Source organism: Thalassotalea marina (assembly GCF_014656435.1).
In the GTDB taxonomy this organism is placed as follows: Bacteria; Pseudomonadota; Gammaproteobacteria; order Enterobacterales; family Alteromonadaceae; genus Thalassotalea_C; species Thalassotalea_C marina.
Genome location: NZ_BNCK01000010.1, coordinates 14,774 through 29,434, shown reverse-complemented (window position 1 = coordinate 29,434; position 14,661 = coordinate 14,774). Strand labels below are relative to the sequence as shown.

Annotated in this window: 23 protein-coding genes; 9 read left to right on the top strand and 14 right to left on the bottom strand. The window is 39.3% G+C overall.

Annotated elements, in window-relative coordinates:
* Positions 1–16 precede the first annotated feature (16 nt).
* From rpsK to rplN, 14 genes are all read right to left on the bottom strand, one after another.
* On the bottom strand, positions 17–406 hold the full coding sequence (rpsK, locus tag IE199_RS18520) for a 30S ribosomal protein S11 (RefSeq protein ID WP_074496178.1): 390 nt from the start codon (positions 404–406) through the stop codon (positions 17–19).
* 14 nt (positions 407–420) lie between these two features.
* Positions 421–777, bottom strand: coding sequence for a 30S ribosomal protein S13 (gene rpsM / locus IE199_RS18515; protein ID WP_093331397.1), 357 nt, complete (start codon positions 775–777; stop codon positions 421–423).
* 148 nt (positions 778–925) lie between these two features.
* A complete protein-coding gene (rpmJ, locus tag IE199_RS18510) occupies positions 926–1,042 on the bottom strand; it encodes a 50S ribosomal protein L36 (RefSeq protein WP_074496180.1) in 117 nt (38 codons plus the stop codon).
* A 19-nt stretch (positions 1,043–1,061) separates the two neighbouring features.
* Entirely contained in the window at positions 1,062–2,387 is a 1,326-nt protein-coding gene (gene secY, locus IE199_RS18505) for a preprotein translocase subunit SecY (RefSeq protein WP_189773664.1), read from the bottom strand.
* An 8-nt stretch (positions 2,388–2,395) separates the two neighbouring features.
* Positions 2,396–2,830, bottom strand: a complete 435-nt coding sequence (gene rplO, locus IE199_RS18500) for a 50S ribosomal protein L15 (RefSeq protein WP_189773662.1) — start codon at positions 2,828–2,830, stop codon at positions 2,396–2,398.
* 2 nt (positions 2,831–2,832) lie between these two features.
* Entirely contained in the window at positions 2,833–3,012 is a 180-nt protein-coding gene (rpmD, locus tag IE199_RS18495; RefSeq protein WP_189773660.1) for a 50S ribosomal protein L30, read from the bottom strand.
* A gap of 6 nt (positions 3,013–3,018) precedes the next feature.
* Positions 3,019–3,522, bottom strand: a complete 504-nt coding sequence (gene rpsE, locus IE199_RS18490) for a 30S ribosomal protein S5 (RefSeq protein ID WP_189773968.1) — start codon at positions 3,520–3,522, stop codon at positions 3,019–3,021.
* 9 nt (positions 3,523–3,531) lie between these two features.
* A complete protein-coding gene (rplR, locus tag IE199_RS18485; RefSeq protein ID WP_189773656.1) occupies positions 3,532–3,885 on the bottom strand; it encodes a 50S ribosomal protein L18 in 354 nt (117 codons plus the stop codon).
* 9 nt (positions 3,886–3,894) lie between these two features.
* Positions 3,895–4,428 carry a 50S ribosomal protein L6 gene (gene rplF / locus IE199_RS18480; RefSeq protein WP_189773654.1) on the bottom strand — a complete coding sequence of 178 codons (534 nt, stop codon included), beginning with the start codon at positions 4,426–4,428 and terminating at the stop codon, positions 3,895–3,897.
* Between the two features lie 11 nt (positions 4,429–4,439).
* Positions 4,440–4,829 carry a 30S ribosomal protein S8 gene (gene rpsH / locus IE199_RS18475; protein WP_373304827.1) on the bottom strand — a complete coding sequence of 130 codons (390 nt, stop codon included), beginning with the start codon at positions 4,827–4,829 and terminating at the stop codon, positions 4,440–4,442.
* Positions 4,830–4,848: 19 nt separating this feature from the next.
* A complete protein-coding gene (gene rpsN / locus IE199_RS18470; protein ID WP_189773651.1) occupies positions 4,849–5,154 on the bottom strand; it encodes a 30S ribosomal protein S14 in 306 nt (101 codons plus the stop codon).
* An 11-nt stretch (positions 5,155–5,165) separates the two neighbouring features.
* Positions 5,166–5,705 carry a 50S ribosomal protein L5 gene (gene rplE / locus IE199_RS18465; protein ID WP_189773641.1) on the bottom strand — a complete coding sequence of 180 codons (540 nt, stop codon included), beginning with the start codon at positions 5,703–5,705 and terminating at the stop codon, positions 5,166–5,168.
* A gap of 19 nt (positions 5,706–5,724) precedes the next feature.
* The gene (rplX, locus tag IE199_RS18460) at positions 5,725–6,039 is read right to left on the bottom strand and encodes a 50S ribosomal protein L24 (protein WP_189773639.1); all 315 of its coding nucleotides are present in this window, start codon (positions 6,037–6,039) and stop codon (positions 5,725–5,727) included.
* A 12-nt stretch (positions 6,040–6,051) separates the two neighbouring features.
* A complete protein-coding gene (rplN, locus tag IE199_RS18455; protein WP_189773637.1) occupies positions 6,052–6,420 on the bottom strand; it encodes a 50S ribosomal protein L14 in 369 nt (122 codons plus the stop codon).
* Positions 6,421–6,674: 254 nt separating this feature from the next.
* Between rplN and IE199_RS18450 the strand changes: the two genes are divergently transcribed.
* The 9 genes from IE199_RS18450 to IE199_RS22110 all read left to right on the top strand — a co-directional run bounded on the left by IE199_RS18450 (position 6,675) and on the right by IE199_RS22110 (position 14,597).
* Positions 6,675–7,889: a capsular polysaccharide export protein, LipB/KpsS family gene (locus IE199_RS18450; RefSeq protein WP_189773635.1), complete on the top strand. Its 1,215-nt coding sequence runs from the start codon at positions 6,675–6,677 to the stop codon at positions 7,887–7,889.
* A 54-nt stretch (positions 7,890–7,943) separates the two neighbouring features.
* Positions 7,944–8,777, top strand: coding sequence for a glycosyltransferase family 2 protein (locus IE199_RS18445; RefSeq protein WP_189773633.1), 834 nt, complete (start codon positions 7,944–7,946; stop codon positions 8,775–8,777).
* A 332-nt stretch (positions 8,778–9,109) separates the two neighbouring features.
* Positions 9,110–10,045, top strand: coding sequence for a CPBP family intramembrane glutamic endopeptidase (locus tag IE199_RS18440; protein ID WP_189773631.1), 936 nt, complete (start codon positions 9,110–9,112; stop codon positions 10,043–10,045).
* A 9-nt stretch (positions 10,046–10,054) separates the two neighbouring features.
* Positions 10,055–10,252: a hypothetical protein gene (locus IE199_RS18435; protein WP_189773630.1), complete on the top strand. Its 198-nt coding sequence runs from the start codon at positions 10,055–10,057 to the stop codon at positions 10,250–10,252.
* Positions 10,253–10,446: 194 nt separating this feature from the next.
* Positions 10,447–12,498, top strand: coding sequence for a winged helix-turn-helix domain-containing protein (locus IE199_RS18430; RefSeq protein ID WP_189773628.1), 2,052 nt, complete (start codon positions 10,447–10,449; stop codon positions 12,496–12,498).
* Between the two features lie 281 nt (positions 12,499–12,779).
* A complete protein-coding gene (locus IE199_RS18425) occupies positions 12,780–14,027 on the top strand; it encodes an HlyD family secretion protein (RefSeq protein WP_189773625.1) in 1,248 nt (415 codons plus the stop codon).
* A gap of 158 nt (positions 14,028–14,185) precedes the next feature.
* Positions 14,186–14,314: a hypothetical protein gene (locus IE199_RS22115; RefSeq protein WP_268245334.1), complete on the top strand. Its 129-nt coding sequence runs from the start codon at positions 14,186–14,188 to the stop codon at positions 14,312–14,314.
* Positions 14,314–14,469, top strand: a complete 156-nt coding sequence (locus IE199_RS18420) for a hypothetical protein (RefSeq protein WP_189773623.1) — start codon at positions 14,314–14,316, stop codon at positions 14,467–14,469. The genes IE199_RS22115 and IE199_RS18420 overlap by 1 nt, the downstream gene beginning before the upstream one ends.
* The gene (locus tag IE199_RS22110) at positions 14,466–14,597 is read left to right on the top strand and encodes a hypothetical protein (protein WP_268245333.1); all 132 of its coding nucleotides are present in this window, start codon (positions 14,466–14,468) and stop codon (positions 14,595–14,597) included. The genes IE199_RS18420 and IE199_RS22110 overlap by 4 nt, the downstream gene beginning before the upstream one ends.
* The last annotated feature ends 64 nt before the right edge of the window (positions 14,598–14,661 follow it).

Genomic DNA, 14,661 nt, shown 5'->3' with positions numbered 1-14,661 from the left:
TTCTCCAACTATCCTATTAAACGCGACGTTTCTTAGGTGGACGACAACCATTATGAGGAATAGGTGTAACGTCAGTAATGTTGGTGATTTTAAAACCAGCAGCATTTAAGGCACGGATAGCAGATTCACGACCTGGACCTGGACCTTTAACGAACACTTCAATATTCTTCAAACCAAACTCTTGAGCAGCTTTACCAGCACGGTCAGCAGCTACCTGAGCAGCAAACGGAGTAGATTTACGTGAACCACGGAAACCTGAACCACCTGCAGTTGCCCAAGATAATGCGTTACCTTGACGGTCTGTAAGAGTTACGATTGTGTTGTTGAAAGAAGCATGGATATGAGCCATGCCATCAGCAACTTGTTTTTTCACGCGTTTGCGTGAACGAACTGGAGTTTTAGCCATTTTCTATCCCCTCGCTACTTCTTAATAGGTTTACGAGGACCTTTACGGGTACGCGCATTTGTTTTAGTGCGTTGACCACGTAGAGGAAGGCTACGACGGTGGCGAATGCCACGGAAACAGCCTAGGTCCATCAAACGTTTGATGTTCATTGAAACTTCACGGCGTAAGTCACCTTCAACAGTGTACTTATCCACTTCTGCACGAAGCAAATCGATTTGTGCTTCGTCTAATTCACTGATCTTAGTAGATTCTGCGATACCAGTTGACGCACAAATAGCTTTTGCGCGTGTTGCACCAATACCGTAAATCGCAGTAAGGGCGATTACTGCATGTTTACGATCAGGGATGTTAATGCCAGCGATACGGGCCACTAACACATCTCCTATTTAAAAATTAATAACCACAGGTTGAAAAGCCCGTTAGGATACTCAACCCGACTCTTTTTTGCAAAGCGAAGCGGCATTATACAGAAAAATCTGCATAATACCACTTCAAAAAGAATTTGCTGTAAGGTTATGATTAACCTTGACGTTGCTTATGCTTTGGATCGGTTTTACAAATAACACGAACCACGCCAGCACGCTTAACTACTTTACAGTTACGGCAAATCTTTTTTACGGATGCACGAACTTTCATCTTACTACTCCGTTAAATCTTAGCGGCCATAGCCTTTAAGATTAGCTTTCTTAAGTACACTGTCATATTGATGTGACATCAAATGCGTTTGTACTTGTGCCATAAAGTCCATGATTACAACTACGATGATCAACAATGACGTACCGCCAAAGTAAAACTGAACATCCCAGGCTATCATCATAAACTCAGGAACCAAACAGATGAAGGTAATATATAACGCGCCAGCTAATGTTAAGCGTGTCATTACCTTATCAATATACTTAGACGTTTGCTCGCCAGGACGAATCCCAGGAATAAACGCACCAGATTTTTTCAGGTTATCTGCGGTTTCACGCGGATTAAATACCAATGCCGTGTAAAAGAAACAGAAAAATATTATTGCTGCAGCAAGTAACATAACATACAACGGCTGACCAGGAGATATCGCAATTGATAACTCTTGTAAAACGTCAGCAATCATGCCATCGCCTTGTCCAAACCAACTCGCAATTGAGCCAGGGAACAATAGAATACTTGATGCAAATATTGGAGGGATTACACCTGCCATATTAACTTTTAAAGGTAAATGTGTTGACTGTGCAGCAAAAACCTTACGTCCTTGCTGACGTTTGGCATAGTTAACGACGATACGACGTTGACCACGCTCAACAAATACCACAAAAAAGGTTACCGCAAAAACGATAACAGCAATTAGCAATAATACTAAAATGTTTAATTCACCTTGACGCGCCATTTCAGCGGTTTGACCAACAGCTGAAGGCATACCAGCAACGATACCAGCAAAAATCAGAATAGAGATACCGTTACCGATACCTCTTTCTGTAATCTGCTCACCAAGCCACATTAGGAACATTGTTCCCGTAACTAGTGATACAACCGCAGTGAAATAGAAACCAAAACCGGCATCCATTACAAGCCCAGGCATCATACCCGGTAAGCTTTTAGCGATTGCTATAGATTGTACAGTTGCAAGTACTAAAGTACCGTAGCGCGTGTATTGGCTGATTTTACGTCTTCCAGCCTCACCCTCTTTCTTAAGTTCAGCCATTGTCGGGTTAATTACCGTTAATAGCTGCATAATAATCGAAGCTGAGATGTAAGGCATAATACCTAATGCCAATACAGAGGCACGCTCAAGTGCACCACCAGAGAACATGTTAAACATTTCAACGATGGTGCCCTTTTGTTGTTCAAACAACTGAGCTAATACAGCGGCGTCAATACCAGGGATTGGCACAAATGAACCTAATCTAAACACGATAAGTGCTAAGAATACGAACCACAATCTTTGTTTCAGCTCTGACAGTCCGCCTGAGCTTTTGTTATCCATTCCTGGTGTAGCCATAACCTGTATTATTCCTCGATTTTGCCACCAGCAGCTTCGATAGCCGCACGAGCACCTTTAGTCACACTTAAACCACGAACTGTAACAGGTTTGTTGATCTCACCAGAAAGCATGATCTTAACTGTTTCAATGTTACGTGTGATTAAGCTAGCATTTTTAAGCGCATGAATGTCTACAACATCACCTTCTACGTTGTTTAGTTCGTGTAAACGAACTTCAGCGTGTACTAGAGACTTACGAGACGTAAAACCGAACTTAGGTAAACGCTGTTTCAATGGCATTTGACCGCCTTCGAAACCTGGACGTACACCACCGCCAGAACGAGACTTCTGACCTTTGTGACCACGACCACCTGTTTTGCCTAAGCCAGAACCAATACCACGACCACAGCGTTTCTTGGCTTTCTTAGCACCTGGTGCAGGAGATAAAGTATTTAAATGCATTATTAGTCCTCCACCTTAACCATGTAATTTACTTGGTTGATCATACCGCGTACAGAAGGAGTATCTTCTAACTCTACTGTATGGTTGATACGACGTAAACCAAGACCTTTCAATGTAGCTCTATGCTTCGGTAAACGACCGATTGAGCTTTTAACTTGAGTTACTTTAACTGTTTTAGCCATGGTAAATTACCCCAAGATATCTTCAACGCTCTTGCCACGCTTAGCAGCTACAGCTTGTGGCGACTTCATGTTCGCTAAAGCTGATACTGTTGCACGTACAACGTTGATTGGGTTAGTAGAACCGTATGCTTTTGACAATACGTTCTGTACGCCAGCAACTTCAAGTACTGCACGCATCGCACCACCGGCGATGATACCTGTACCTTCAGAAGCAGGTTGCATGTAAACTTTAGAACCTGAGTGACGACCTTTAACAGGATGCTGAAGAGTAGTACCCTTCAAGTCAACAGTTACTAAGTTACGACGAGCCTTTTCCATTGCTTTTTGGATTGCAGCAGGAACTTCACGTGCCTTACCGTAACCAAAACCAACGCGGCCATTACCATCACCAACTACAGTTAGTGCTGTGAAACTGAAAATACGACCACCTTTAACCACTTTTGATACGCGGTTAACTGCGATTAACTTTTCAGCTAAATCACTTTGTTGTGTGTTTTCTACATTAGCCATCATCAACTCCTAGAACTGAAGGCCAGCTTCACGAGCTGCATCAGCTAGCGCTTTCACGCGACCATGGTAACGGAAACCTGAACGGTCAAATGCTACAGACTCAATGCCTTTAGCTTTTGCGCGCTCAGCGATTGCTTTACCTACAGCTTCAGCTGCAGCAATGTTACCTGTTTTTTCAACTTGTGCTTTAACTTCTTTATCTAAAGTAGACGCAGATGCGATAACTTCAGATCCAGTTGGAGCGATAAGTTGCGCGTAAATATGGCGAGGAGTACGGTGAACGACTAAACGATTCGCACCCAACTCGCTGATCTTTGCACGTGCACGTTTTGCACGGCGTAAACGAGATGTTTTCTTATCCATCGTATTACCCTACTTCTTCTTAGCTTCTTTACGGCGTACAATTTCATCGCTATAACGAATACCTTTACCTTTATAAGGCTCAGGCTTACGGTATGCACGAATGTTCGCAGCAACTTGACCTATCAACTGCTTGTTAGCACTTTTCAGGATAACTTCAGTTTGGCTAGGAGTTTCACATGTAACCCCAGCAGGGATTGCATGATCTACCGGGTGAGAGAAACCTAAAGATAGGTTTAACACTTCACCAGCAGCTTTTGCACGGTAACCAACACCGTTAAGAATTAACTTTCTTTCGAAGCCTTGGCTCACGCCAACAACCATGTTGTTGATATTTGCGCGCGCTGTACCGGCTTGCATCCAAGCAGCTTTTGAATCTTCTGCAACTTCAGTCTTGATAGCGTTTTCTTCTTGAGAAACTTTAACAAGGTTGTGAATAGTAGCAGTCAATTCGCCCACTGGACCTTTAACTGTGATGTCTTGGCCTGATAACGTAACAGTAACGCCTGCAGGAACTTCGACATGTGCTTTTGCAACACGAGACATTTTTTTGCTCCTTACGCTACGATACCGATGATTTCGCCGCCTAAACCCGCTTTGCGAGCGTCGCGATCAGCCATCAAACCTTTAGAAGTAGAAACAATAGCAACACCCATGCCCGCTAATACTTTAGGTAGCTCTTGAGCACCTTTGTATACACGAAGACCTGGACGAGAAACACGTTTAATTGTTTCAATAACTTCTTTACCTTCAAAATACTTCAATTCAACAGTAAGAACTGGCTTAACGTCGCCTTCTACTGAAAAATCTGAAATATAACCTTCTTCTTTAAGCAAGTTAGCAATTGCTACTTTTAGCTTAGAAGATGGCATTTGTACTGCAGTTTTAGCTGCAGATTGACCGTTGCGGATGCGTGTGAACATGTCCGCGATAGGATCAGTCATCATAACCATTTACTCCCGTGAATTACCAACTAGCTTTCTTAAGACCAGGAACTTCACCGCGCATCATGTGCTCACGTAACATAATACGGCTTAAGCCGAACTTACGTAAGTAACCATGTGGACGGCCAGTCACGTTACAACGATTACGTTGACGTGCAGAGCTCGAATCACGAGGTAAAGTTTGAAGTTTTAATACTGCATCCCAACGCTCTTCTTCAGAAGAGTTTACGTCAGAGATGATTGCTTTTAACGCACGACGCTTTTCTGCGTACTTAGCAACAAGTTTTGTGCGTTTAGCTTCACGAGCTTTCATTGACGATTTAGCCATAACTCTACACCTTATTTCTTGAACGGAAAGTTAAAGGCAGTCAGCAAAGCATGACCTTCTTCATTTGATTGAGCCGTAGTAGTGATAGTAATATCCATACCGCGGATCTTATCGATTTTATCATAATCGATTTCAGGGAAGATGATTTGCTCTTTCACGCCCATGCTATAATTACCACGGCCATCGAACGATTTAGGGTTCAAGCCACGGAAATCACGAATACGAGGAACTGAAATAGAGATTAAACGCTCTAAAAATTCCCACATTCTTTCACCGCGTAGAGTTACTTTTGCGCCAATAGGGTAGCCTTCACGAATCTTGAAGCCAGCAACTGATTTGCGCGCTTTCGTGATTAAAGGCTTTTGACCCGAGATTGCAGTAAGATCATTTGTGGCAGCTTCTAATACTTTCTTATCAGAAATTGCTTCACCAACGCCCATATTAAGGGTGATCTTTTCAATCCGAGGGACTTGCATGACACTTTTGTATTCAAACTTCTTTTGAAGTTCTGCAACAACTGTATCTTTGTAAAAATCATGCAGTTTCGCCATCGTTTACTCCAATTAAAAATTAAACTAATTCGTTATTAGACTTGAAGAAACGTACTTTTTTACCGTCTTCAACTCTAAAACCAACACGATCTGCCTTGCCTGTAGCAGGGTTTAAGATCGCAACATTAGATACGTGGATAGGTGCTTCTTTTTCTACGATGCCACCAGCTTGCTGTAACTGAGGTACAGGCTTCTGATGTTTCTTAACTAAGTTAACACCTTCTACAAATACTTTGCTGTCAGCAACAAGAACTTTAGTAACTTTACCAGTTTTGCCCTTGTCTTTGCCTGCAAGTACAACTACTTCATCATCACGACGAATCTTAAGTGCCATTATCGTGACTCCTTATAGTACTTCTGGTGCTAGTGACACGATTTTCATGAACTTTTCAGTTCTTAATTCACGTGTAACAGGACCAAAGATACGAGTACCAATTGGCTGTAAGTTGGTATTCAACATTACTGCCGCGTTGCCATCAAAACGAATAGATGAACCATCTTGACGACGAACGCCCTTTTTAGTGCGCACCACTACTGCATTAAGTACATCACCTTTTTTTACTTTGCCGCGAGGAATTGCTTCCTTAACAGCTACTTTGATGATGTCGCCAATGTGTGCGTAGCGACGGTGCGAGCCACCAAGGACCTTAATACATTGCACGCGTCGAGCGCCGCTGTTGTCAGCAACGTCTAACTGTGTTTGCATTTGGATCATTTTATGTGCTCCGCTGTTAAAAATTCAGGACTAAAATTAAGCCCTTCTCTGCCTTTATTAAACCCACTCCAAATGAGTGGGCGCGAGATTATAACACCACCACTTCAAAAGTGGTACTTTATTTAAACAATTTTTTAAGTGTGCTATTTAACAGGCTAGATGTGTTCAAAATTTGTAAATTCAACCCCTGTCATTAATTAGTCATAAGGTTGTGTTATCTCTAAAGATCAAGTTTTGGAATTGGTGCCTAACACATGCTTGACCTTTTAATAATCACCAAACGTAATAACCACGGTAAATATTTTAAAAAGCTAGCAGAAAATTCACGCTTAAAAATTAAACTTCATTATATTTCTACTTTTTCACCATTTAACCCTTTGCAACTCTTTGGCGAAGATAACGTAGGGAAACGAGAAGTTTGTCAAAGACAGTTAGCGAGAAAACAAAAAGTTTATCCTAGGCTACTTTCAATCTACGCTTTTAAACACATTTACTGGATCCTACTCTATTTATCTGTGTGTATTGAAAGCGCACAATATCACTATTTAATTACACGAAATAAAACCAAACGCATCGCCCTTTGGAATGGTGAGAAATTGCCTTATCACACCGTTGTAAAAGTAGCCAAAGCGATTGGCATTCCTATTGTTTACTTTGAGAATGGATTGTTACCTAATACTACCACTGTCGATTTTAACGGTGTAAATGCTAAAAATTCACTACCACGTTTGCCTCAGTTTTATCGTGCATTCGCTCAGCATGCCAGAACACAAAGTGAAATAAAGTTGTACCAGCGACCAACGCATAAAAAACGTATACCAAACCGGATAATAACCTTGCCTAAAAAGTATCTTTTCATTCCTCTGCAAGTACCAAATGATTCACAAATAGTAGCTAATTCACCTTGGATAAAATCGATGGAACAGTTGTTTTCTACGGTTGTACAAGCATGGCAGGAATCAGTGATGAAAGACTATCATTTAGTTTTTAAAGCACACCCTTCTTGGCCTAATGATTTTAAGCATCTAAGCATTTCAAATCACAAGGTACTTTTTGCTAACGGAAATACAACACAAGAGCTAATTGAAAAGGCCAAAGCAGTAATAACCATTAATTCGACAGTAGGTATAGAATCATTATTACTGGGCAAACCCGTCCTCACACTTGGCAATGCCTGTTACAACATTAATAACTTAGTGTTACATGCGGATTCTAGTGACACATTAGATGAAATGTTCAAACTACTGCCAACCTGGCAACCTGAAGAAGCAGTCAGGCAAGGGTTTATTTCCTATTTAAAGCATATTTATTGTATACCACAGCGTTGGAGCCAAGCCGAAACAATACACTTCACAACTCTAGAGAAAAGATTATGTGGAGAAGACGAATACAGTAGATACTTAGATTCATTTGAACATCAACTTACCAACGAGTTGTCATTAAACTTAAAGAAAACTGTCAACGTTTGATCATAAGTATTAAACAAAATGGTACTTCAATGCTTACAAACCAAGTAATGAATTATGTTTAATGCACAACCTCAAATATCGGTAATTTTCACCACTTACAACTCTCCTGCCTGGCTTGAAAAAGTGCTATGGGGTTTTCATTTCCAAACAGACCGTAATTTTGAAGTCGTCATCGCCGACGACGGTTCAACGGATGAAACTAAGCACCTTATAGAAAGATTTAAGAAAAACACTCATCTTTCAATTCAACACGTTTGGCAAGAAGATGATGGATTTCAAAAATGTAGAATAATGAACAAAGCGTTAAGAGCAGCCAAGGGTGATTATGTAGTATTTACTGATGGTGACTGTATCCCGCGTAACGATTTTGTTGCTGTTCATCGTAAATATGCTGAACCAGGATATTACCTATCTGGTGGTTATTTTAAGTTGCCCATGTTGATTTCAGAAGCAATTAACAAAGACGATATTGCACAAGGCAAATGTTTTGATGCCAACTGGCTATTAAGCTTAGGGCTAAAAAAAACACACAAGTTAAGCAAACTAACCGCAAAAGGCACGATGGCTGACTTATACAACTCTCTTACACCAACTCGCAGAACTTGGAATGGTCACAATGCTTCTGGGTGGAAAGCTGATCTTTTTGCTGTCAATGGCTTTGATGAAAGAATGCAATATGGTGGTCAAGATTGTGAATTGGGCTATCGTTTACGTAACAGCGGCATCAAAGCAAAACAAATTCGATACAGCGCCATTGTTGTACATTTAGATCATGCCCGAGGTTATGTAACAGAATCTATGCTAGCACATAGCGATATGATCAAAAAGAATACCAAACAGCAAAAGCGAACATTTACTGATTTTGGTATTAACCAAAACGCGGGCTAATTTTGCTATAAACCTAACTAAAAGCCGATGTTTTATCATTCGGCTTTTTCAACAACGAAATACTTTTTGAATTTAGAAACTTTTGCTTTGTTGACCCTTAGTTTCGCGCCCAGCTAACAGCACAAAATTTATTCTGTTTTATCAAAAATTACCGTCACAACCTTTCACAACCTTTTCCAACAACAATACAACAACACATTTAACCCTATAAAAACAGCAACTTATGACAAACAGATGAGTTTGGTCAATTTTGTCATCTTGTTGAATAAATTTAACCCGTTAAAGTAAAAATCAATTTGATTTCACTGCTGCTTGTAACATAAGGAATTGCAATGAGTGACACAACAATAAGTAACAAAATGGCGAATAACCCATCAACAACTCAGCATAAAATAACGTTTATCAATACCATCGGTTGGGCAATTGTAGGGATTATTTGTATAGGCATTTTACAGCTAATACTAATAAGCCCACTATTTATGTCTGGCTACTTTACTTGGGATATTTTCCAACTCTCTAATGCCGAATTCCACCAAACGCTTGGTGTGAGCGGCCAAGCAATATTTAAACTATTTGAGTGTATAGCAACAATTTTAATTGTCGCGTACTTGGTAAAAAGAGATGGTAAGAGTTTGTCCAAAATCGGCTTATCAATTCGTGGCTTTACTGAACATGGCTTAATTGCTTTTGCTCTTGGAACACTAATTTTATTGATCGGCTTTGTTTTGTTATATGTCACCAATTATATCGATTTCTCCATTAATGAAATGTCGAGTGTTCCATGGATAGCAAATATCGGTTTATTTACTGCGGTTGCCATAGGTGAAGAAGTTTTTTGCCGAGGCTATATTCAGCACAGACTGAGCACCGTTTTAAAACCATTAACGGCCATGCTTATAACTTCTGGATGTTTTGCTGCGCTTCATTACGCCAACGACAATTTAAATTTGGTCGGTTTTTTAAACTTATTTTTAGCCGGAATACTTTTTGGCGTTTATTACATGCACACCAACAACTTACTATTTCCCATCGTGTTGCATTTTGCATGGAATTTTATTCAAGGGCCAATTTTAGGTTTTTCTGTTAGTGGTATGGAAACTTCAAGTTGGTTAAGCATAACGGCTAGCGACAACCCATTAATCACTGGTGGAGCCTTTGGTTTTGAAGGTTCAATTCTGTGCACAATTCTCACAGTAATTGCAATTATCAAAGTTCATCATTGGTTAAAGCCAAGATCTTTAACAACACAATCATTATCAACTAAGTAAGAACTACACATGTTAAAGATTGCTTATTTTATGTTGGCATTAGCATTATTAATACTGATTGGTACGTTAACAGAAAGCTTTAGCTACGCCAAACAGAGAGAAACAGCATTAAAGCTATGTGGAAGCGAAGAAAATATTGCCTATGTAGATTCAGATACTGTGATGTGCAAACGAGATGAAGTAATTGGTAACTCAGATAAGGAATAAACATGCCACTACTATTACTACTTTTTATACTGCTCATCTTATTGTGAAGTCAGTTTTGTGCTCAAAATATCTTAATCACCTGACTTTGAGCACATTATTTTCTTAGTTTTCATCGTTATTACAGCAAAGAGTATTTATCTGTAAAACATTTCGCGCTACGATTGTTAACAAAAAAGTAACAAGCCAATATCTTCATGTCGTCTATCGAATTTAGCTTTTTTCAATGGCAGTTTATTCCTGTACAAAATTTACTTGTTAACACTGACGATGGGTCAGAACACGTACTTGAGGCAAAACAAGCTGATTTACTCGTATTTTTAATCGAACATCATCAGCAAATAGTGTCTAGGGAACAATTAGTTGAACATGTATGGCAAAATCGCTACGTAGACGACAAAACAGTCAACTCTACCATTTCAAGAATTCGCAAAATATTGGGCGGCAATATTAATGAGTACATAAAAACCCACCCTAAAAAAGGATATAGTTTTGTTGCTCCTGTAATCAGTAACTCAACTCAAAAACCAGAGCTCAAGGTTAAAACAAGTAATAAAAGAGGCTTGTTGATTGGGGTTACAAGTTTATGTTTGATCATTTTTGCCATAGCTGCTGCATTAAAAATACTTCAGCAACAGGGGATCACTCAGCCCCTAGCTAACGATACACCTACGCCAATTACAGACTACATAGGGTGGGAAATGTTTCCGCAAATTAATTCAGATAATTTGCTGGCCTACATCTATTATGATACCGAAAGCCGAACAACTTACACCAAAGTACAAACCATAGCGTCACGCAATATTCGCGAGGTACTGTCACTCAAAGAAGCATATTTTCCTACATGGTCAAATGAAGGTGACACTTTGTATTACCAGCAATGGGATGCTAATAGCTGTACTTATGAATATCAAAAGCTTTTAGCTGATCAAACGTTTTCTAAACCACAGCAATTAGCAACCTGTTCCCTCGCAGAAAGAAGCCTATTTTCAATCGACAACAATCAACAATGGATTTATTTCGACGGCGTTGCACAAGATGGCAAGTCACGAATAATTAAAAGGCGAGATATAACAACAGATAAAGTAGAAGAACTCACCCGACCGGGTATCACTTATAATGACGACCGAAACGTATCATTAAGCCCTAACGGCCAATATATCGCTTTTATTAGAGAATATAACAAGCGAGATCACCAACTCATGTTACTGGATCTCTATAACGGGCAGATCACTTCTTTAGCTAAAGTAAGTAAAACTAATTATGTTTCACGCCCTACTTGGCATAAATCTGGTGAAGAAATTTTTTATGTTTCTGATGATATCGCAATTTCTAGCGTAAATATTAATAGCAAAAAATCAAGCTTACGTTATCAAGCTAACGAGCCTATTAGCCATGTCGCAATATCATACGACAACCAGCTAGTATTCATGCAAGGCAAACAAGTTATCGCCAATGCTGTTCAAGTTAACTTAGCAAATGACTCGTTAAAACCTGAATATATTGCTCGCTCCACATTTGAAAACTACGCAGCTACAACGTTTCGCAATAACACAACAAACAAAAGTGCCTTTGTTTCATTTCGCTCAGAAAGCGAACAAATTTGGTTAAAACAAGGAACAAACTACACCCAACTAACCGACTTTTCAGACGGTGGAACCACTTACTTGTTGTTTTCGAATGACGGAGAACAACTTTTGTTTATGCGACAACAAGCATTATATTTCTTGGATATCAACAGCAAGAAAATCTCGCCTGCAAAACTGCCATGGCAAGAATACAACTACCCTTATTGGCAATGTGGCTCAAACAACGAAATAATACTCAGTGCCTTAGAAAACGGCCAATGGAATTTATATCAATACAATATTGAAACACATCAAACACAAAAGGTTTTGGCCAACGTAGCCTCATACCATCACAGCTGTGAACAAAACCGACGCTTTGTTACCCTACCTGGAAAGAAAGGCATATTTGAACTAGACGGCAGCGGACAAATACTAAAAGAACATCACTTTTTCAACGATACCATGATCAGACATTGGCGCAATTGGGACGCATATGACAACAAGTTATTTGTGATGACTTCTTACGCTAAATTTATCGAATTAGACTTAACAACCATGGAACAAACAGAACGCCAGTTTACCGACTTATCAACCTGGGCAATTAATGTTGAGTATGGCTATATGGTATTAAACAAGTCTACTGAAAAAGATACACATTTGGCGATGGTTCCCATTCACTAAATCTGCTAAATATAAGTTAGTAGCCTGTCTCAAAAATAGGCTACTAACTTGGCACTTCGCACACTTTTAAATTTCAAATTCGTTAAACTTGGCCCACATCAATTTCACAGCATAAATACAATAACCATATTATTTTATGTTATTCAAAACCTTATGAGCATTTACCTTTACGGCTCGGATCCTAAAGTAAAAACACTTCCCAACATAGGTTTATAGTGTTTAAAAAGGATTTTTCGTTGGCTCTAGTATATCTAACGACAACAACTAAAGGTGATAAGGACGTGTCACAATTATTCAGAAAACAAGCGGTCGAAGCTCAATCACAAAGGCTGATGGGAGCAATTACTTTAGCGCAACCACTTTCGTTAAAGTTGACAACGGCCACCATTTTGCTGGTTGTTAGCTTAACGTTAATTTATTTGTTTAACGCTGAGTATACGAGAAAAGAGACCGTGCAAGGCTTTTTAAGACCTGATAAAGGTTTGATCAAATCTTATTCAAATCGTTCTGGCACCATTCAAAACATACTAGTTCGTGAAGGACAATTTGTTAAAAAAGGTACTCCCCTTATTAATTTGGTTAGCTACCGAAGTTTAGATAACGGCATAGAACTCAGTGATAAATTAATACAAGAGCTTAATCAACAACATAAACTGTTAATTGACGAAAAAAAACAGCTTCAAACACTTGAGCAACAAGAGGTCAAACGTATCAAAGCTCGACAAGAGTTCTTGTTAAAATCAAAACAGGTCATTGCTACTCAACAAGAATTATTACGAGAAAAATTATCTCTTTACCAACAGCAGCAATCGCAGTTTAATCGCCTATATCAGCAAGGATATGTCTCTGAACTTGAATTCCAACAAAAGCAAGAACGCCATATAGTAGTAAAACAAGAGTATGAAAATTTAACTCGAACGTTAATCGATCATCAAGATGAACTTTCACAGCTTAATTTTGAATTTATTCACACCCCACAAAAATATCTAACCAAAAAGCGAGATATAGAGCGCCAACAATCTCAGATTAATCGACAACTTACAGAAACAAAAAATAATTTTAGTTATACCGTTAAAGCTACACATAGTGGCGTGATCACTGGCATCCAAGTTGTTGAGGGAGAAACTTTACACAACATAAGGCCACTACTAACAATTTTGCCTGAAGGTGCAACTCTGATAGCAGAACTGATGCTACCTACCCGCTCATCTGGATTCGTGGCAGAAGGAGATATTGCAAAGCTAAGATTTGATGCCTTTCCTCACCAACGGTTTGGTTTTGTATACGGCACGATAAGCCGTGTTGACAAAACACTTATCACTCAAGAAGAAAGTAATTTTCCCGTTCAACTCTCAGAACCAGTGTATAGATTACAAGCAGAGTTAGATCACCAGTTTATAGTTGGATATGACCGAGAATTTCCGTTCAAAAGCGGCATGTTGTTTAGTGCCGATATAATTCTAGACAAACGCACGCTTATCGAATGGATGTTAGACCCTATTTTAAGTGTAAAAGGAAGACTGAACTAAGGATTTAATGTGTTGGCTCCTTATAGCTTACACATTGAAAACGGCAGCAAAAGCTGCACTCACTCTGGCTACTCCGTTTAGCGACATAGGTAGCCAAATCAACAACCCGATATTTACAAGAGAATAAAGTATTTATTGGATATTAAAAGGAAAAGAAAATGAGAGAACTAACCGCAACAGAGCGACGAGAAGTAGATGGTGGACACCCTATGCTAGTGGTTTGGGTAGTTTACACAATTACTATGCCTGTATTTGCAGCTGGAGTAGCTGTTGGAGCGTCAGAATAATGAAAGAACTAACAGAAGCTCAAACCAAGACGATCCATGGTGGTATCGTGATGCTTGCTATAGGCGCAGTATCAGGGTTAATTGCAATCTACAATTTAGGAAGAACCTTAGGTAGAAAAATAAAGGAAAGTCAAAAACAAGGAGAAATACAATGAGAGAGTTACATCATTCAGAATTAAACCAAGTTAATGCTGGAATTTTACCTATTGTTGCCACTGTATTTAAAGTCATTGGTGGTATCGGGGCTGTTGCAAGCATTATTGATTTTATAATTAGCGACTAAAGATAATATAGGCTAAATAATAAATACTATTTAGCCTATATTTAAGGTTGAAAATGAAAAAATA